The following is an 18427-nucleotide window of genomic DNA, read 5'->3' as shown; positions in this document are numbered from 1 at the left end:
CCACCATGGACCGTCGCCGCTTCCTTCGTACCCTGCTCAGCAGCAGTGCCTGTCTGGCCCTGGGCACCACCGCGCTGCGCAGCGCTCCCGCCTTCGCCGGCGACCCGGCGCGGTTCGCGCAGGGCATGCAGGAACACCCTTGGCTGCTCGGCTGGCGCAGCGTCGGCAGCGAAAGCCTCGGCCCGGCCACCGTGCAGTTGCAGGGAAAGCTGCCGTCAGGCCTGGCTGGCACGCTGTACCGCAACGGTCCGGCGTGGACCGAGCGCGATGGCTTCCGCTACGACCACTGGTTCGACGGCGACGGCATGGTGCATGGCTGGCGCTTCAATGGTGATGGCAGCCTGACCCATCACGGGCGCATGGTTGCCACGCCGAAATTCACCCGTGAACAGAAGGCCGGCCGCTTCCAGTATCCGGCCGCCGGCACCAGCATTCCCGGTGCGCTGGCGGTACGCAACAACGATGATGCCAACGTGGCCAACACCTCGGTGACGATGATCAATGGCCGCCTGTTCGCCCTGTGCGAATCCGGTTCGGCGTTCGAAGTGGACCCGGATTCGCTGCAGACGCTTGGCCCTGTCACCTGGCGTCCGGACCTGGCGGCGCTGCCGTTCTCGGCGCACCCGCTGACCGACCACGACGGGAGCCTCTGGAACTTCGGCTCGATCAGCCTGATGGGGGGCCATGGCCTGCTGGTCTGGCACATCGGTGCGGACGGCCAGCTGCGCAGCGCAAATGTGATCGAAACACCCGAGCATGGCTACCTGCATGCCTTCGCGATGACCGACCAGCACCTGGTGTTCGTGATGATGCCGTTCGATTTCACCGGCGCAGGTGGCAGCTTCTTCGAGCGCATGCAGTTCGCACCGCAGCGTCCGGTGCGCATCGCGGTGGTCGCCAAGGATGCGCCGGACAAGGCGCAATGGTTCGAGGCCCCGTTCGCGGCGATCTACCACTTCGGCGACGCGTTCACCCGCGATGGCGGCATCGTGCTGCGCGCAGTGCGCCACGACGACATCAACGAGGCGCGCTCGCCGATGAAGGAAGCGATGGCCGGTGATGGCGCACACGCGGCCAACAGTGGCGCCAGCCTGGTCGAGCTGCATCTGGACCTGCGTCGTGGACAGGCCCGCTGGCAGACGTTGGGCATCAGCGCGGTGGAGTTCCCGTTGTTCGACCCGCGCTCGGCGAACACACGTGGCGCACGGCTGTATGCGCCGACCATCGACGGCACGGCCACTGCGCCGTACTTCAACGCGGCGGCCGCGTTCGAGATCGAGCACGGGCGCCGCCAGCTCTGGAACTACGGGGCGGACATCATGGCCGAAGAGCATGTGTTCGTACCGCGCCCGGGCAGCCGCAACGCCGATGACGGCTGGCTGATCGGCACCCTGCTCGATCCGGTGAACCAGCGCAGCGGCCTGGCCGTGCTGGATGCGCGCCATGTGGATGACGGTCCGCTGGCCCAGGCGTGGCTGCCGTATGCGGTGCCACTGGGCTTCCACGGCACCTTCGCCGCGCGCGGCTGAGTCCACGCCACGCGGACACCGTTGTTGGCATGCTGGGTCTCCCCTGCCCCGTGGAGTCCTGCATGTCCCTGGCCGACCACCGACGTACGCTGGCACCGCACGGTTTCCTGCGCGTGGCGATCAACCTGGGCAACCCGGTGCTGGCACAGGGCGATGCGCGCTCACCGCGCGGCCCCTCGCTGGAACTGGCTACCGCGTTGGCGCAACGGATGGGGGTGCAGGCACGCTTCACCTGCCACGATGCCGCAGCCTCGGTGGTCGCCGCAGCGGGCGAAGACGGCTGGGATCTGGCCTTCCTGGCGATCGATCCGGCGCGTGCCGACCGCATCGCCTTCAGCGCTCCGTATGTGGAGATCGAAGGCACTTACCTGGTGCGCGAAGACAGCCCGGCGCAGCAAGTGGCCGACCTCGACCGCGACGGACTGCGCATCGCGGTGGGGCGTGGCGCGGCCTATGACCTGTTCCTGAGCCGGGAACTGCGCCATGCCACGATCGAGCGGGCGGACACCTCGGCAGCGGCCATCGCCCTGTTCGACCAGCACCGCCTGGATGCCGCCGCCGGTGTACGCCAGCCGCTGGCGGCCTGGGCGAAGGCACATCCCGGCCATCGGGTGCTGGCCGATCGCTTCACCGCGATCCAGCAGGCAGTGGCGGCACCGGCCTCACGCCCGGCCAATGCGCTGCGGGCGCTGTTTGAGGAAGTGGAAGCGATCAAGGCGGGCCCGTTGCTGGAGGAAGCGTTCGCGCGTGCCGGGCAGGCGGTCACCCTGGTGCAGTGACTGTAGAGTCGAGATCGAGCACCGCGCGGCGTTACAGATGCGCGTCCGCCATGTGCTGCACATGCTCGGCGGCCTGCGCATGCAGCCAGTCGCGGAACGCGAGGAAGCCGCGATGGCTGGCCGAGCGCTGCGGGTACACCAGCCAATGCGGCCACGCCGTCTTCAGGCGCTGGCTGGACAGCGCGACCAGCTGGCCGGATTCCAGCAGCAGGCGTGCCCGGGTCACCCGGCCAAGGGCCACGCCTACGCCATCCAGTGCGGCGCGATGGTGCGCCTCCGAATCATCCAGCACCGCCACGAAGCGCGATGGCGGGCTCTGCCCGCTCAACGCGAACCAGGCGCCCCACGCGCCGTCGGGATCACCGAGCAGCGGCCACTGGGTCAGCGGTACACGGTCGATGCCCCCCATGCGCTCGATCAGCGCGGGGCTCGCCATCGGCACCAGCCACTCGTCGAACAGCGGTTCCACCACCAGGCCCGGCCATTGCCCGCTGCCCAGCCGCAGCGCGGCGTCGAACTGGCGCTGCCGCTCGAAATCAATCAGGCGCTCACTCGACTGCAGGTTGATCTCGATCTGCGGATGCTCAGCCACGAAGTGACCCAGGCGCGGCACCAGCCAGGCCGATGCCATCGATGGCACCGCACTGATCGTCAGCACGTGCTCGGCACGCGCGGCATAGGGCTGGAAGGCTTCGTTTATCGCATCCAGATGCGGCCCCACCTGCTCGAGCAGGCGCTGCCCCTCAAGGGTAAGGGTGATACCACGCGGCTGGCGGATCAGCAGCGGCTGCCCGAGCCGTTCTTCCAGCTGCCTCATCTGGTGGCTGAGCGCGCTGACGGTCAGGTTCATCGACGCCGCCGCGCGCGACAGGTTGCCAAGCCGGGCGGCAGCCACGAAGCCCTGGAGGGCATGGAGCGGAGGGCGGGACATTAGGCTTGAAATTCTCTCAAGTCATGCTTGCGGAAATGTCGCTTTTTGCCCGTCCATGCTGCCCGTATCGTGCAATCCACTCAAGTGGAGGCACGCTCATGAACATCTTCGGCGGCTTGTTGTTCCTGCAGGGCCACGTGGCCAGCGCCGAGCTGGCACGCCAGCTGGCCAGCCCGTCCACACCTGCCCCGCAGTCCGCGCGGCAACCGGCCGCGCCGGTTCAGCCGCCGCGAGCCCGTTGAACGCTCCTCAACCTGCATACCAGCGTTGGACGTGTTCAGGCAGCCACGGGATCGGATCGATGTCCAATGCCTGACAACCGTCGAGGGTGTCACGCAGCGCTCTTTCGCCGGGGCCACCGGGGATCCGCAGGCCTTCGTCTTCGGGAAGCTGCACCGCCGCCCAGTCGTGCAGCCGGTCCATGCGCAGGCGAAGCGCGGCTCGCAGCCATCCCTTCAGTGGATAACAGCGATAGCCCTGTTCGCCCAGGCCGGCAACCGCAAGCGACAAAGCGTGGTTGGCACCACGTACCCATTCGGTGCGGCCTCCAGCCTTGTCCTGGACCGTCATCGGCGCCGGAGCGCGGTGCGCCTTGAACGGCGAACGCAGCTGCAGCTCCAGATCCCGCGCATCGCGCTCGCTTTCCGCTTCCACCAGCGCACCGGCGTCGAGATCGAAGAACTCGAACCAACGCCGGTGCAATGCGCTGATGCGCCCAAGCGGATCACGTGAGAAACCAATCTTCGCGTAGTCTTCCCACGCACAGGGGAAGACGTAGGCGAAGACACGACCGTCGATGCGGATATCCGACTGCATGTGCGCAGGCTGCCTCGACAACAGCCCGCGTGCAACCGGGCGTTACCGTGGACGCTGCAGCGCTTCCTGCACTGCGGCAGCCACGTCGGTATTGTCGATGTAGCTGCCGTCGTTCCAGCGCACGTGCTGACGGTAGCCGGCATCGACGCCCCGCACGCGCTTGCCCAGCAGCGCCGCGCCGGCGCCCCTGGCCCACAGCGGCACCAGCGCGTTGGAGTGGTTGCCGGTGGGGCGGAAGCTGATTCCGGGCATGCGGCCGCGACCGTTGTTGCTTACCGGTGCGAAAGCCACGTCCTGTGCATCCGGGCCCATCGGCATGCTGTTGTCGTGGTCGGTGGTGACGATCAGCAGGTTGCGCTCCCAGCCACCGTTGCGCTCGATCCAGTCGACCACCGCCTCCACCGCGTCATTGAACTCCACGGTCTCTTCGATCAGCCGGCCATGCTGCGGCTGATCGCTGCACTGGCCGTAATGCCATTCGGTGCCGCACGCACTGGTATGTGCGGCCCAGTCGGTGGCGCCGCCTTCCACCATCAGGTACAGCCCCTTGGACGAGCGCTGCTGCAGGAACTGCAGTGCGCCACGCGTCATCGTCGCCAGATCGGGCACGCTGTCGATCTTCCTCACTCCCGAAGGCGTGCCTGCATCCTTGCCCAGCACCTGCAGCTGGCGCGCCTGCTGCAGTGTGTTGGCCACGCGCGGTACACCGATCAGCGGCCGGTCGGCCGGCAACCGTCCCTGCGCCAGTGCGGCGAACGCTTCCTTGCTGCGGATCAGGCGCCACGGTCCCGCCGGATTGCCGCCGATGGTGCTGCCCGCTTCCAGCTGCTGCCAATCCTGCTGCGACACCCACTCCCATGGATTCGCACAGCCCTCCGCCTTCGCCGCGTCCGTACCTTCATGGCAGGCGCGGCCGTCGACGCTGTAGCCCGGGCCACCCGTGCCCATCACCAGGTCCATGTGGCCCTGCGCCAGCATCTGGTGTGCGATGGCGTGATAGTTGCTGCGCGATTCGTTCTGCGCCGCGAACGCGGCCGGCGTGGCATGCGCGAACGGCACCGAGGTGACCACGCCGGTGGCCATGCCCAGGCGCTTGGCGCGCAGCGTATTGAACTCGACCGGCTGGCCATCGTTGTTGAAGTTGATGGCGTTGTTGTAGGTCTTGATCCCCGAGGACAGCGCAGTGCCCGCCGCCGCACTGTCGGTAGCCACCGCGGCCAGGTACTGGTAGCCCGCAAAGGGCAGGTCCTGCGCAGGAACCGGCGCGTCATCCCAGGCCTCGCTCGGGTCGTAGCCAAGCGTCTGCGCGTTGTCACCGGTCGGCTGGCTGCTCGCGTTCAACGGAAAGGTGGTCACCGCCAGGCGCAGTGGGAAATCCGCATAGGGTGCGCCGTCACGGCTGCCGTACTGCCAGTAGGCGGCGGCGTCCCAGGTACCCCAGCCGGCACCGTCGTTGATCATCACGATCACATTGAGCGGACCGGCTTCGGCGGTGGAAACAGCCTCGGCGCGCAGGCTGGGCTGGCAGCCGCCAAGTGCGGCCAGCGCGAGCAGCAACGAAGAATGAAGCCAGCGGCGTGGAATGCGTGCAGTCATCGGATGTCCCGTCGGGCCATCGGCGGCCCACAATGGCGATACGTTATATCGTTGCATTATTTCAGCTTCGTGCAGCCGCCGCACACTATCCTCCTGGGTCCCCACTGCCATCGTCGCTTCCATGCCGTCTCCTGCTCCTGCGCGTGCACCGCTGTCGTCCATCACCCTCGATGCGGCAACTTTCGCGGTGATTCACCAGCACAACGCGGATATCGCCAGGCAGCCGGCCTCGCTGACCAAGCTGATGACCGCCTACGCGGCTTACGAATGTGTCGAGGAGCGCGGGCGCTCGTGGGGCGCCGAAGTCACCATCGCCGCCGACGACGTGCATGCGGTCGCCGACGATGAAACGCGCATGGGCCTGGTGCCCGGCGAAACGGTCACGCTCGCGCGCCTGCTGGAAGGGTTGATGATCGTCTCCGGCAATGACGCGGCGCTGGCCATCGCGCGCCACCTGGACGGATCGCAGCCTGCGTTCCTGGAGCGCATGAACCGGCACGCACGCCAGCTCGGCCTGCGCAGCAGCTGGTTCGCCAGCGTCTCCGGCATCACCACGCCGCACCATGCGTCCAGCGCGCGCGACATGGCGGTGCTGGCCGCCTGCCTGCTGAATGACCATCCGCAGATACTGGCAATCACCGCGCAGCGCGCGTTCGTGCATGGCAGCTTCAGCCGCAACAACCAGAATGCGCTGCTTGGCGATGACGGCGTGGATGGATTGAAGACCGGCTACACCCAGGCAGCAGGCTTCTGCCTGGCCGCCACCGCATGCCGGGCAGTGCCCGGGCGGGATCAGCCGGTACGCCTGATCACCGTGGTATTGGGTTCTGAAAGCCGCGACGCGCGCGATGCACTGGTGCGCGATCAGCTGGCGGCAGGATTCGCCACGCTGGCCAGCAGCACCGCCGGGGCCTGACGCCCGAAGCCGCTCAGCGCCGCTTGACCGTCGCCACGATCAGCCGCTGCAGCTCGGCCTCGGCGTTGGTCTTGTCCAGCGCGCCTGCCGCCACGGCTTCGGACAGGGCTTCAGCCGCACCGAGAATCGCCCAGCGCCCAGCAAGGGGCACCGTGCCATCGGCGGCAAACGGACCCAGCCATGCGTCGCAGTTGTCGATGAAGTCCTGCTGGTAACGCCGCCGCACCTCGTGCAGTTCCGGCGCTCCTACCAGCGCGGCGAGGATGCCCTGCACTTCACTGCCCTGGCTGAGGATGCAGTCGATGTAGCCGGAGGCGATGGCCGCCGCACGGTCGGCCAGCTGCGCGCGGGCGCGGCCGATACGCTCGTGGAAGACCACCGTCTGCCGCCCGTCATAGTCATCGTAGAGCGCGGCCAGCAGGCCGTTGCGGGTCACGAAGTGATCGTAGGCCACCGGCTTGGTCACGCCCGCCGCCTCGGCCAGCCGTCCCAGCGTCAACGCGTCGGTGCCTTCTTCACCGACCAGCGCCCAGGCCACGTCCAGCAACTGGCGAGCGCGTTGCTCGCGGGTCAATCGGCGGCGCGTGGGAGCGGCGTTGGCGGGCATCGGCGGAACACGGCGATCAGCGCATCGGAGTGCCTATTTTACGGCCGATCGCCAGCGCGGTCTGCAGATGCGCTCCAGCCGCACCGGTATCGGCATCCAGCAGCAGGTCGGACGTCAGCACGCGTGCGCCACAGTAGTCGAAGATGCCCATGTCGATCTGCGTCTTCATCGCCGCATCGTAGCCGCGTCGTTCGACCATCGCTGCATCGGCACCGCCCAGCCCCACCAGATGCACGTTCAGGCGCTGCAGCTTCTTCACCAGCTTGCCCTGCGCGTCCTGTGCGTAGGCCCATTCGTTGGTGAAGACACGGTCGATCCAGCCCTTCAGCAGTGCCGGGAACGACCACCAGTACAACGGGAACACCAGCACCAGTGTATCGGTGGCCTCCAGCCGTGCGTGCTCGGCGGCGATGTCGGCCGGTACCGCGCCAGTGCTGCGGAACAAGGCCTGGTCCTGGGCGTTGAAGCGCGGATCGAAGCCTTCGGCCATCAGATCGGCGTAGGCCACGGTGTTGCGGGCGTCGGCAGCAGTGATGGCATCGCCGATGCGATGCGCCATCGCATGGGTCAGCGAACCGGGTTCAGGGTGGGCGATGACAATGAGGCTGTGCATGGGGGGGGCTCCAGAAATCAATACCTACCAATAGTAAGTAGTGATTTACAGGATACCAGCGCCATCGATGGGACGCTGTTTTCGCATCCACCGTATAGTGCGGCGGTGCCCTGTGAGACACCCGAACATGGATCGACGCCTGCCCCTGACGATGCTGATGCTGCTGTCGCTGTTGCTGCCATCCGCCTTCGCAGGTGAACTCAGTCCCAGTGATGCGAAGGCACTGCGCGAAGATGTGCGCGCCATGATGACTGCATACGCCCGCGGCGATGCGGACTTCCTCATCGAACGCACCCATCCCAGCCTCAAGCGACTGGCCGGCGGCGATGACGCCTTCCAGGCGCTCACCCGTGATGCGTTGAAGAAGCAGCACAACGCCGGTGTAGTGGTCATCAGCGAAGATGTAGGTGTGCCGACCCGGACCTATGCTGCCGGAGAGGAAGAAGTCTGCTTCGTGCCACGCCAATCCCTGATACGGGTGCGTGAAACCCCAATGCGCAGCACCACGTTCATGGTGGCCGTGCGCCGCGTTGGTGGTTCCGGCTGGACGTATCTGGATGGCACCGGGCTGCAGGGCAATCCAAACCTGCTTCGCCAACTGCTGCCGGCGCTGGAACCCGACGTGACCTTACCCAAGCGGGAGATCGAGGCGCTGTAGTCGCCGGCCCCTCCCGCCTTGCACGGCGTGGATCTAGCGGAACAGCGCGTTCAAGGCAGCCCCGGAGGCCGCCTGCTGCAGCCCATCGAAGCGTCCGTCCTGCACGATCGGCTGGGTCGCCTGCATCAGCCCGCCCCACGCGGCACGGGCGAGTGCGCCGCCCAGGCTGATCCGGCGAATGCCGAGCGCGGCAATGTCCTGCAGGCGCAGCGGTGTCGGTCCACCGACCAGCAGGTTCACCGGCTTCGACCCGGCAGCGGCGACCACCGCGCTGATCTGCTCGCGCGTGCTGATGCCAGGTGCATACAGCACGTCGGCACCGGCCTCTGCGTAGGCACGCAGGCGCTGCAGGGTGTCCTGCAGATCCGGCACGCCAACGAAGAAGTTCTCGGCGCGGCCGACCAGCAGCACGTCGCCACCCGCGCGGTCGATGGCTGCACGGGCAGCGCGCAGGCGCTCGACCGCCTGGTCGATCGGACGCAGCGGTGCATCGGCCACGCCGCTGGCATCCTCGATCGACAATGCCGCAATGCCGGTGTCGATCGCCGCGGCCACCGCCTCCTGCACCGCCTGCGGCGTGACGCCGAAGCCATCACCGAAGTCGGCATTCAACGGCAATGGGGTCGCTGCCACCATCACGCGCAGATGCGCCAGCGTGGCCTGCAGCGAAACCGCTCCGTCCGGCCGTCCTTCGCTCCAGGCGCAGCCGGCACTGGTGGTGGCCAGTGCCTGGAAGCCCTGCCGCTGCAGGTAGCGGGCACTGCCCACATCCCATGGGTTGGGCAGCACGAAGCAACCCTGCGCGTGCAGCTGGCGGAAGAACGCGCGCTTTTGCTGTGTGTCGGCATCGGGCGAGATCATGGAAGGGCTCCGGGGCGGCAGACCTGCACCCTAGCCCGCCCAGCGGCCACGCTCAACGACAACGGGGCGCACCTGCATGAGGTGATGCCCCCTGCTTATTGGACGCTGTGGATGCGGGTGCCCGAGCGTGCTTGCCTGCCCACACGATGCCGCCACGGAGCCCTTCATGCACCCGGACCCGCAGACCCTCACCGACGCCGGCGATGATGACGCCCACTGGGCCGACCTGCTTTCGCCGGCACGGCGCCGCCTGATCGCTTCGGCGGGTCTGGCCGCTGGCGGCCTGGCCAGTGCCTCGACCGCCGCCGCAGCACCGCGCGGCAACGACGCGGTGAACACCACCGAGCCTGGCCGCCCCGGCTTCCGTGCCATCGTGCCGCCAGCACCGGAAGGGCACAGCCCCTGGGGCCAGGCCACGGCCAGCGAACCGACCCCGCGCCCGGCCAGCGTGCGTCCCGGCGAGGCCACCCTGCCCGTGACCCCACGCGCCTACACCGACATCAAGAGCTATCACGCGCACATCTACTTCGACGAGGACAGCTTCGAGAAGGCTGCGCTGCTGCGGCGCTGGACGGCCGAGCGCTTCCCGGTGGAGCTGGGCAACTGGAACCTGGAACCACGCGGGCCGCACGTCACCCCGTCGTTCTACTTCGGCTTCACCAACGACCTGCTGCCGGTGCTGGTGCCTTGGCTGCAGCTCAACAGCCTGGGCCTGACCATCCTGATCCACCCCAATACCGGTGATGGCCGCGCCGACCACCTGTATTACGCGTTGTGGGTAAACCGCGCGCAGCCGGTGAATGCCTACAACTGGCCGGCACCGAAGCCTGGAGAACGGGAACCGCTGGAAGAGGTGTTCCCGAACGTGGTGCCGACGGTGCCGCTGGAGACGTGAGCGGGGGCGTGGCGGGGGGCAGTGGGTGGCGTGCGGCGCACCTTGGGCTGCCCCTCGGTGGGTGCGTAGCGTGCTACGTACCGAACGTCCTCCATCCACGCATCGCGTGGATCTATTGAATGGTGGCCTCATCCGCGCGTGGCGTGGATCTACTGCAGCACCACCCATGACAGCATCAGCCCTGCCCATGCCTGCCGCCATCGTCGGCCTACGTGCATGCATCCCCGGCCTGCGAGCCATTCAGCGCGCCTTGATCCAGCGCCCGCCATACGGCCACAAGCGCTCCGGCAGATTTCAAACGTTCGATTGAAACGCTGCAAACTTCGCCGAACTGGACAGCATCCGCCGGTTCCGCCAGACTGCCGCCCTTTCCCGTCTTCCGGATCCCATGGCGAAGCTGCTGGTCCTGCACGGCCCCAACCTCAACCTGCTCGGCACACGCGAGCCGGAGGTCTACGGCCACACCACGCTGGCCGACATCGACCAGGCCCTGGCCAGCCAGGCATCGGCCGCCGGGCACGCGGTGGAGAGCCTGCAGTCCAATGCCGAGCACGTGCTGGTGGACCGCGTGCAGGCCGCACGCGACGACGGAACCGCTTTCATCCTGATCAACCCCGCCGCCTTCACCCACACCTCGGTCGCCCTGCGCGATGCGCTGGCCGCGGTGGCGGTGCCGTTCATCGAGATCCACCTGTCCAACCCGCATACCCGCGAACCGTTCCGCCAGCACAGCTACTTCAGTGACAAGGCGGTGGGCGTGGTGTGCGGCTTCGGTGCCGACAGCTACCGCTACGCGATGGACGCGGCGCTGCTGCGGGTATCCGCCACCTGATTGTCGACCCGGGCGCCCACGGCGCTCTCCTCACCTAGATAGAAACCAAAGAGGCCCTCATGGATCTGCGCAAAATCAAGAAGCTGATCGACCTGCTGGAAGAGTCGAACCTGGCTGAAATCGAAATCAAGGAAGGCGAAGAGTCGGTGCGCCTGTCGCGTGCCCCGGTGGCCGGCTATGCCGCTCCGGTCGCCGCCCCGGTGTACGCCGCTCCGGCCGCCCCGGCACCGCAGGCAATGCCGATGCAGTCGCCGACCGAAGCCTCCACCGGCGGTACCGCCAAGCCGGGCCCGGCACTGCCGGAAGGCCACGTGCTGCGCTCGCCGATGGTCGGCACCTTCTACGCGTCGTCCGCCCCGGACAAGCCGGCCTTCGTCACCGTTGGGCAGCAGGTCAAGGAAGGCGAGACCCTGGCCATCATCGAAGCAATGAAGATGTTCAACCCGATCGAAGCCGACACGTCCGGCACCATCGTCGCCATCCTCGGCGAGAACGGCCAGCCGGTGGAATTCGACCAGCCGCTGTTCGTGATCGGCTGAGGGGCACGCCATGCTCGACAAAGTCGTCATCGCCAACCGAGGGGAGATCGCGCTGCGCATCCTGCGCGCGTGCCACACCCTCGGCATCCGCACGGTGGCCGTGCATTCCACGGTCGACCGCAACCTCAAGCATGTGGCCATGGCCGACGAGTCGGTCTGCATCGGCCCGGCGCCGTCGCCGCAGAGCTACCTCAACATTCCGGCGCTGATCGCCGCGGCTGAAGTCACTGACGCGCAGGCGATCCATCCCGGTTACGGCTTCCTGTCGGAGAACGCCGACTTCGCCGAGCGCGTGGAAGAATCCGGCTTCATCTTCATCGGCCCCAAGGCCGACACCATCCGCATGATGGGCGACAAGGTCGAAGCCATCCGCGCGATGAAGTCGGCCGGCGTGCCGTGCGTGCCCGGTTCGGGCGGCCCGCTGGGCGATGACATCGTCGCCAACACCAAGATCGCCCGTGAGATCGGCTACCCGGTCATCATCAAGGCGGCCGGTGGCGGTGGCGGTCGCGGCATGCGCGTGGTGCATGCCGAGGCCTCGTTGAAGACCTCGATCGAAACCACCAAGAGCGAGGCCAAGGCCGCGTTCGGCAATGGCGAGGTCTACATGGAGAAGTTCCTGGAGAACCCGCGCCACGTGGAAATCCAGGTGCTGGCCGACGGCCAGGGCAACGCCATCCACCTGGGTGAGCGCGACTGCTCGATGCAGCGCCGCCACCAGAAGGTGGTGGAAGAAGCGCCGGCACCGGGCATCACCGCCGAACAGCGCGAGCAGATCGGCAAGGTCTGCACCGAAGCCTGCGTGCGCATCGGCTACCGCGGCGCCGGCACCTTCGAGTTCCTGTACGAAGACGGCCGCTTCTACTTCATCGAGATGAACACCCGCATCCAGGTGGAACATCCGGTCACCGAAATGGTCACCGGCATCGACCTGGTGGCCGAGCAGCTGAAGATCGCCGCCGGCCAGAAGCTGTCGATCAAGCAGAGCGACGTGGTGCTGACCGGCCACGCGATCGAGTGCCGCATCAACGCCGAAGACGCCGAGACCTTCGTGCCCAGCCCGGGCACCATCACCGGCTTCCATCCGCCGGGTGGCCCCGGCGTGCGCGTGGATACCCACATCTACAGTGGCTACCGCGTGCCGTCGAACTACGACTCGATGATCGGCAAGCTGATCGTGCACGGCCCGGACCGCGAAACCGCCATCGCCCGCATGCGGGTGGCGCTGAGCGAGATGGTGGTCGACGGCATCAAGACCAACATCGCCCTGCAGCAGCGGATCATGCGCGACAAGGGCTTCCAGGCCGGTGGCCAGAACATCCACTACCTGGAAAAGCGTCTTGCCGAGCGCAAGAACAAGCCGATCGCACTGACCTGATCGGCAGCAGGTACTGGACATGAAAAGGGCGGGGATATCCCCGCCCTTTTTCCATTGCCGTAGAGCCGAGCGTGGGCTCGGCTCTGCAGCAGGTGCATCAGCGCTTGTCGGCAGCTTCGGCCGGGATCTGCGAATTCGCCAGCGGGCGTACACCATTGGGCGAGCTCGGGTCGACGATCACCATCGTCTCGGTGGACCCATCGGGCCACACCACCTGGAAGGTACTGCCTGCCGGCAACGATGCGAACGGCATGCCGCTCTGCGCGCGATAGACCGCAGCGACCTGGCTGGCACCCACGCGGCGCACATCTTCCTGCGCCTTCACCGTGGTCAGTTCCACTTTCGACAGATGCCGGTAACGATCTTCATAGGTGTCGATCATCAACAGCCCGACCGCGCCGGCCGAATAGGCCACGAACAGTGCCACCCAGAACCAGAACTTGGCCCCATGCAGGAATCGACGGTAGTTCATTGCCCGCCCCTCTTGCCAACCAATCGCTTGATCCACTGCTTCATTTTCCCCGCACCTTGCCGCGAAACCGCAGCGTCATACACGAAATCCCGGAAATCCTGCGTCCCATCCTGCGAACAGATCCCTCCATTCGCACAAAAACTGTTGACCAGCACGCTGTCGGCACCACACGGTAGACCGAGCTCGCAGGCCGCAACCCGCCACGCCAGTTCACTGAGCTGTTCACCCGCCACCAGGCCAGTGAGCGCCTGGTCGCCCGCCGCGCGCACGCCCATGCCCGGTGCAATGGCCATGAAGGCCTCCGGATCGCGCGATGTGCGCACCCGCTCGACCAGGTCACGGCGGTACTCGGAGCTGTCATTCAGCGGCTCGCCTTCGGCAAACAGCGATGCTTCCGCTGCGAGGTTGCCCTGCGTGGCTGCCTTGCGGCGCTCGGCCAGCACCAGCGCGGACCCCAGCTTGTCGCCCGGCACGAAGCCGCCACAGCGCTGCGCCACGCGCTCGCGCGCCTGCACCATCGCCGGTGCAGCGGTCAGGCCCAGCCCGGCCAGCACATTGTTGTCCAACCGATAACCGCCCGGATCGATGGCGTACTGCGCGCAGTAGTCGTAGACCCGGCTGAGCATCCAGCGCGCCTCGTGATTGCCGTCGTCGGCCTGCACGCGCAGGCGCTGCGCGTAGGCGTACAGATCGGTGGCATCCTCGATGTCCGCGCGCAGGTCCAGCGGCAGGCCCGAAGGCAGCGCGTTGCCGCGCTCGAACGCCGCCAGGCGACGCGCCAACGCTTCCGGCACGACCGGCAGGGGCGCCGCATCGTCCGACGCAACCTGCGCCGTCGGCAGTTCGCCTGCGGTCACCGGTACCGACCCGGCATGGCCGCTGGCCCGATACCCGGCCACGCCCAGCACGGCCACCGCCGGCAGTACGAGCAACCAGGTTTTCAGGGTCGGAGCAAAGGCCATTGGCGGCAGTGAACGTTCATGGCGCACAGGAAAGCACCAAGTTTAGCAAGGCCCGCCAGGCCTGTCTGAATCGGTTCCGTTCATCTCCGAGCGGCATCTCAGGCAATACGGAGACGCTCCGATGGTCTAGCATGGCCCCCTTTCCCGCGATTGCCCCCACCGCCATGCCGTTCCTGGAACTGACCCTGCGTTGCACCGAAGCTACCCAGCCCCGCTATGAGAATGCGCTGGAGGATGTCGGCGCACTGGCCGTCACGCTGCTTGATGCCGAGGCCGATACCAGCAACGAACAGGCCATTCTCGAGCCGGGCGTGGGCGAGACCCCGCTATGGGACACCCTGGTGCTGAGCGCACTGTTTCCCGCCGACAGCAACGCGTTGCTGCTGCTGGCCGCGCTGGAGGCGTTCGACCCGGAACTGGACTGGAGCAGCGGCAGTTTCCGCGCGGTCGAGGACGAGGACTGGGAACGCGCCTGGCTGGACCAGTTCCAGCCGATGGCTTTCGGCAGCCGCACCTGGATCGTGCCGTGGAACCATGAACTGCCGGAGGCCGCACAGGCTGCCGACGCCGCCGTGGTGCGGCTGGACCCGGGCCTGGCGTTCGGCTCGGGCACCCACCCGACCACCGCGCTCTGCCTGCGCTGGCTGGACCAGCTGGCCGTGGATGGCCTGCTGCAGGGCCAGCGCGTGCTCGACTTCGGCTGCGGCTCCGGCATCCTTGCGCTTGCCGCGCTGAAGCTGGGCGCCGCTGAGGCCATCGGCGTGGACAACGATCCGCAGGCCCTGGTCGCCACCACCGACAATGCCGAGCGCAACGGCGAACAGGCGCGCATGCACGTGTACCTGCCGCCGGACGAACCGGTCGCCACCTACCCGATCGTGGTCGCCAACATCCTCGCCTCGGCACTGGACGCGTTGGCCGAGCTGCTGGCCGCGCGCGTGGCTGCCGGCGGCCGTATTGCCCTGTCCGGCATCCTGCACGGCCAGGAAGGTGAACTGCTGCAGCGCTATGCGGAATGGTTCGACGACCTGCAGGCGACCCAGGATGGCGACTGGATGCGCATCACCGGCGTGCGCCGCGCCTGATCGTGGTTGAATGACTGCTGGATCCGAGCCCGCACCCTGAGCATGTCCGAGCCGAACCCACCGCGACGCCCTCTGGCAACCTTCCTGCGCACCGCCCCGGAAGGTTCGCCCGTGCCTGCGACCGATGCGCGCACGCAGGAACCGGAAGAACACGCGTCGCCTGCCATGCAGGTGCCAGCCGGGCCCGCCGAAGCGGCGCATGTGGCGGCGGAGATGCAGCACGACGATGCGCCTGTCATCGTTGATGACATTGCGGCCATCGCGTCGGCACCGGTTGCAGTGCCGGCGACGACGACCGCCGTTGACGCGCCGAGTTTCCTTGGCAGTGCGCGCCCCCGCAGCCTGCCGGCACCGCGCTGGCACTGGCTGCTGGTTGCAGGGCTGGCGCTGCTGCTGGTGCTGCAGAGCGTGCTGGCCGACCGTGCGCGGCTGGCCGCCGACGCCGGCAACCGTGCTTGGCTGGGCACGCTCTGCGGCCTCCTGCGCTGCAGCCTGCCGGCCTGGCATGAACCCACCGCCTTCACCATGACCAGCCGCGAGATCCGGCCGCTGCCCGGGCAGGCCGGCGTGCTGCAGGTGCAGGCCAGCATCCGCAACGACGCACGCTGGGCACAGGCCTGGCCGGACCTGCGCCTGTCACTGTCCGATGCTGATGGCCGGGTGATCGGCAGCGGTGTGTTCACGCCTGCGCAGTACCTGGGCGAGAACCCCGGCGCCGCCCTGCTGGAACCGGGCCAGAGCGCGCGCGTCGCCTTCCGTGTGCAGGAGCCCGCCGCATCCACCGTCGCATTCACCTTCGACTTCCTCTGAACGTGAAAAGGCGACCGGCCGTGGCAGGCCGGGCACGCTCGCGCTAGACTGGCCGCCACCACCTCGTCCGGCCGCGCGCACCGCGCGCACGGGCCCACCGAATCGGGAACCCCCTTGAACGCTGTCCTCTCTCGTCCTGACAACAGTCGTGGCGCTCCCCGGCCACCGCTGCGTGAACATGTCGCCCAATCCGTGCGCCGTTACCTGCGTGACCTCGATGGCTGCGATGCGGACGATGTCTACGAGATCGTGCTGCGCGAGATGGAGATCCCGCTGTTCGTGGAAGTGCTCAACCACTGCGAAGGCAACCAGAGCCGCGCCGCCGCGATGCTGGGCATCCACCGTGCCACCCTGCGCAAGAAGCTGAAGGAATACGGCATCAGCGCGTAAACGCGCACGGGTAGTGCCGGCCGCTGGCCGGCAACCCCACGAACGGTGGCAGGATGTTGCAGTTGCCGGCCAGCGGCCGGCACTACCGGTAGAACCGCGCCATGCGTGGATGGAAACCGGCAGAATCAACCGCCGCCGCCCGCCTTCCAGTAATACCGCACCACGTGGAAGAACACCGGCGCGGCGAAGCACACCGAATCCAGCCGGTCGAGCATGCCGCCATGGCCCTCGATCATGTGGCCCCAGTCCTTGATGCCCCGGTCACGCTTGATCGCCGACATCACCAGGCCGCCCCAGAACCCCATCAGGTTGATCAGCAGCGACAGGCCGAACGCCTGCAGCGGCGTGAACGGGGTGATCCACCACAGCGCCGCGCCCAGTGCGCTGGCACTCAGCACGCCGCCGACGAAGCCCTCCACCGTCTTCGACGGCGACAGCTTCGGCGCGATCAGGTGCTTGCCCAACAACTTGCCCCAGATGTACTGCAGCACGTCCGAGGACTGCACCACGATCACCAGGAAAGCAAACAGCAGCACGTTGCGCGAGGGGTCATGGCCCGGCACGTGCAGGTTCAGCAGCAGCGGCACATGCGAAATGCAGAACACGCAGATCATCAGCCCCCACTGCACCTTAGCGGTCCGCTCCAGGTAGTGCGTTGTGTCGCCGCCGATGGTCGACAGGATCGGCAGGAACAGGAACGCGTAGACCGGAATCAGCAGCGTGTACATGCCGTACCAGTCGATCCACACCAGGTAGTACTGCCACGGCAGCACGATGTAGAACGCGGCCAGCAGCGCGTAGTAATCGCCTGAGCGGGTCGGCGCCAGGGTGATGAACTCGCGCAGTGCGAACAGCGAGATGATCGCGAACAGCACGATCACCCCGGCGCGGCCGAAGAACAGCGCCAGCCCGACCACGATCGCCATTACCCACCACGCGCGGATGCGCGACACCAGGTTGGCGATGACCGCGCTGGGCCGGCCGCGCTGGCGCCATCGCAGCGTTTCGGCCACCAACGTGGCCAGTACCAGCACCGCACCGACGCCAGCGAACAGCAGGCCGGTCTGCTGGCCCACGCTCTGCGCTGCCAGGTCGCCGGACACATCGATCAGGAAACTCATGCGCGCCCCCCGTTCGGCGCCAGGTCCAGCAGCGCCTGCCGGCTGCGGGCCAGGAAGGCCGCCTTGTCCTCGTCGGCCTGCAGCCGCAGCGGCGTACCGAAGGTGGCCGTGCACAGCAGCGGCAGCGGCAGGAACCGGCCCTTGGGCATCACCCGCTTCAGGTTGTCGATCCACACCGGCACGAATTCCAGCTCCGGCCGTTGCCGTGCCAGATGATAGATGCCGCTCTTGAACGGCAGCAGCGGCTCATCGCCCACGTTGCGGGTACCTTCCGGAAACAGGATCAGCGAGCAGTCTTCGTCCACCGCGTCACGCAGGGCCTGCAGCGGATCCTGCTGGCGATGGCCGGCCTCGCGCTCGACCAGCACGCCGTTGAACACCGCATCGATCAGGTAGCGACGCAGGCCGTCGCGCTGCCAGTATTCGGCCGCGGCAACTGGCCGCACCTGGCGCCGCAACGCAGGCGGCATCGACGACCAGATCAGCACGAAGTCGCCATGGCTGGCGTGGTTGCCGTAGTACACACGGCGCTCGCTGGACGGCGCGCAACCGATCCACAGCGCGCGTGCGCCGGTCACTACATGGATCGCACCACTGCAGGCGCGGGCAATCAGTTCGGCGAACATTGGTCCCTCCC

The 18427-nt window shown here is 67.4% G+C and carries 22 protein-coding genes; 12 read left to right on the top strand and 10 right to left on the bottom strand.

Annotation, left to right across the window (positions count from 1 at the left end):
• The first annotated feature begins 5 nt into the window (after nt 1-5).
• On the top strand, nt 6-1529 hold the full coding sequence (locus AC5P9L_RS03780) for a carotenoid oxygenase family protein (RefSeq protein ID WP_065183224.1): 1524 nt from the start codon (nt 6-8) through the stop codon (nt 1527-1529).
• A gap of 62 nt (nt 1530-1591) precedes the next feature.
• Complete coding sequence (locus AC5P9L_RS03775; RefSeq protein WP_043034550.1) at nt 1592-2308, top strand: ABC transporter substrate-binding protein; 717 nt, start codon at nt 1592-1594, stop codon at nt 2306-2308.
• A 31-nt stretch (nt 2309-2339) separates the two neighbouring features.
• On the opposite strand, the gene AC5P9L_RS03770 is transcribed toward AC5P9L_RS03775, so the two are convergent.
• Nucleotides 2340-3239: a LysR substrate-binding domain-containing protein gene (locus AC5P9L_RS03770; RefSeq protein WP_005411241.1), complete on the bottom strand. Its 900-nt coding sequence runs from the start codon at nt 3237-3239 to the stop codon at nt 2340-2342.
• A gap of 98 nt (nt 3240-3337) precedes the next feature.
• On the opposite strand from AC5P9L_RS03770, the gene AC5P9L_RS03765 reads away from it, so the two are divergent.
• Nucleotides 3338-3481 (top strand): hypothetical protein, encoded by a 144-nt coding sequence (locus tag AC5P9L_RS03765; protein ID WP_165711084.1) that lies wholly within the window; start codon nt 3338-3340, stop codon nt 3479-3481.
• Between the two features lie 7 nt (nt 3482-3488).
• Here the strand turns inward: AC5P9L_RS03765 and AC5P9L_RS03760 are convergent, their stop codons facing one another.
• Both AC5P9L_RS03760 and AC5P9L_RS03755 read right to left on the bottom strand, forming a co-directional pair.
• Nucleotides 3489-4055, bottom strand: coding sequence for a GIY-YIG nuclease family protein (locus AC5P9L_RS03760; RefSeq protein WP_165711085.1), 567 nt, complete (start codon nt 4053-4055; stop codon nt 3489-3491).
• A 42-nt stretch (nt 4056-4097) separates the two neighbouring features.
• On the bottom strand, nt 4098-5651 hold the full coding sequence (locus tag AC5P9L_RS03755) for an alkaline phosphatase (RefSeq protein ID WP_227415283.1): 1554 nt from the start codon (nt 5649-5651) through the stop codon (nt 4098-4100).
• A gap of 121 nt (nt 5652-5772) precedes the next feature.
• On the opposite strand from AC5P9L_RS03755, the gene AC5P9L_RS03750 reads away from it, so the two are divergent.
• Nucleotides 5773-6567 carry a D-alanyl-D-alanine carboxypeptidase family protein gene (locus AC5P9L_RS03750; protein WP_171968905.1) on the top strand — a complete coding sequence of 265 codons (795 nt, stop codon included), beginning with the start codon at nt 5773-5775 and terminating at the stop codon, nt 6565-6567.
• Nucleotides 6568-6580: 13 nt separating this feature from the next.
• On the opposite strand, the gene AC5P9L_RS03745 is transcribed toward AC5P9L_RS03750, so the two are convergent.
• Both AC5P9L_RS03745 and AC5P9L_RS03740 read right to left on the bottom strand, forming a co-directional pair.
• Nucleotides 6581-7174: a TetR/AcrR family transcriptional regulator gene (locus AC5P9L_RS03745; RefSeq protein ID WP_005411246.1), complete on the bottom strand. Its 594-nt coding sequence runs from the start codon at nt 7172-7174 to the stop codon at nt 6581-6583.
• Nucleotides 7175-7190: 16 nt separating this feature from the next.
• A complete protein-coding gene (locus AC5P9L_RS03740) occupies nt 7191-7787 on the bottom strand; it encodes an NAD(P)H-dependent oxidoreductase (protein WP_005411247.1) in 597 nt (198 codons plus the stop codon).
• A 127-nt stretch (nt 7788-7914) separates the two neighbouring features.
• Between AC5P9L_RS03740 and AC5P9L_RS03735 the strand changes: the two genes are divergently transcribed.
• Nucleotides 7915-8445 (top strand): hypothetical protein, encoded by a 531-nt coding sequence (locus AC5P9L_RS03735; protein ID WP_099485032.1) that lies wholly within the window; start codon nt 7915-7917, stop codon nt 8443-8445.
• A gap of 33 nt (nt 8446-8478) precedes the next feature.
• Here AC5P9L_RS03735 and AC5P9L_RS03730 read toward each other — a convergent pair whose 3' ends face one another.
• Complete coding sequence (locus AC5P9L_RS03730) at nt 8479-9306, bottom strand: isocitrate lyase/PEP mutase family protein (RefSeq protein WP_099485031.1); 828 nt, start codon at nt 9304-9306, stop codon at nt 8479-8481.
• Nucleotides 9307-9472: 166 nt separating this feature from the next.
• Here AC5P9L_RS03730 and AC5P9L_RS03725 point away from each other — a divergent pair, with 166 nt between their 5' ends.
• From AC5P9L_RS03725 to accC, 4 genes are all read left to right on the top strand, one after another.
• Nucleotides 9473-10201: a DOPA 4,5-dioxygenase family protein gene (locus AC5P9L_RS03725; protein WP_005411250.1), complete on the top strand. Its 729-nt coding sequence runs from the start codon at nt 9473-9475 to the stop codon at nt 10199-10201.
• Between the two features lie 388 nt (nt 10202-10589).
• Nucleotides 10590-11033, top strand: a complete 444-nt coding sequence (aroQ, locus tag AC5P9L_RS03720; protein WP_005411251.1) for a type II 3-dehydroquinate dehydratase — start codon at nt 10590-10592, stop codon at nt 11031-11033.
• A gap of 59 nt (nt 11034-11092) precedes the next feature.
• Entirely contained in the window at nt 11093-11572 is a 480-nt protein-coding gene (gene accB, locus AC5P9L_RS03715; RefSeq protein ID WP_005411252.1) for an acetyl-CoA carboxylase biotin carboxyl carrier protein, read from the top strand.
• A gap of 10 nt (nt 11573-11582) precedes the next feature.
• The gene (gene accC, locus AC5P9L_RS03710) at nt 11583-12950 is read left to right on the top strand and encodes an acetyl-CoA carboxylase biotin carboxylase subunit (RefSeq protein WP_005411253.1); all 1368 of its coding nucleotides are present in this window, start codon (nt 11583-11585) and stop codon (nt 12948-12950) included.
• Between the two features lie 97 nt (nt 12951-13047).
• Here the strand turns inward: accC and AC5P9L_RS03705 are convergent, their stop codons facing one another.
• Complete coding sequence (locus AC5P9L_RS03705) at nt 13048-13422, bottom strand: hypothetical protein (RefSeq protein WP_005411254.1); 375 nt, start codon at nt 13420-13422, stop codon at nt 13048-13050.
• The gene (locus AC5P9L_RS03700) at nt 13419-14384 is read right to left on the bottom strand and encodes a hypothetical protein (protein WP_227415284.1); all 966 of its coding nucleotides are present in this window, start codon (nt 14382-14384) and stop codon (nt 13419-13421) included. Before AC5P9L_RS03700 ends, AC5P9L_RS03705 begins: the two co-directional genes overlap by 4 nt.
• A gap of 164 nt (nt 14385-14548) precedes the next feature.
• Here AC5P9L_RS03700 and prmA point away from each other — a divergent pair, with 164 nt between their 5' ends.
• From prmA to fis, 3 genes are all read left to right on the top strand, one after another.
• Entirely contained in the window at nt 14549-15469 is a 921-nt protein-coding gene (gene prmA, locus AC5P9L_RS03695; protein ID WP_227415290.1) for a 50S ribosomal protein L11 methyltransferase, read from the top strand.
• A 42-nt stretch (nt 15470-15511) separates the two neighbouring features.
• The gene (locus AC5P9L_RS03690; protein WP_012481410.1) at nt 15512-16279 is read left to right on the top strand and encodes a DUF3426 domain-containing protein; all 768 of its coding nucleotides are present in this window, start codon (nt 15512-15514) and stop codon (nt 16277-16279) included.
• Between the two features lie 114 nt (nt 16280-16393).
• Nucleotides 16394-16669: a DNA-binding transcriptional regulator Fis gene (gene fis / locus AC5P9L_RS03685; RefSeq protein ID WP_005419706.1), complete on the top strand. Its 276-nt coding sequence runs from the start codon at nt 16394-16396 to the stop codon at nt 16667-16669.
• Nucleotides 16670-16794: 125 nt separating this feature from the next.
• Here the strand turns inward: fis and AC5P9L_RS03680 are convergent, their stop codons facing one another.
• Entirely contained in the window at nt 16795-17790 is a 996-nt protein-coding gene (locus AC5P9L_RS03680) for a phosphatidate cytidylyltransferase (RefSeq protein WP_005414654.1), read from the bottom strand.
• Nucleotides 17787-18416 (bottom strand): lysophospholipid acyltransferase family protein, encoded by a 630-nt coding sequence (locus AC5P9L_RS03675; protein WP_005411260.1) that lies wholly within the window; start codon nt 18414-18416, stop codon nt 17787-17789. The genes AC5P9L_RS03680 and AC5P9L_RS03675 overlap by 4 nt, the downstream gene beginning before the upstream one ends.
• Nucleotides 18417-18427 lie beyond the last annotated feature (11 nt).

It is taken from the genome of Stenotrophomonas sp. YJH_SMC_64, from assembly GCF_059371375.1.
Note: the sequence above shows the minus strand (reverse complement) of the source record. Positions and strands in the feature narration are given on the sequence as shown.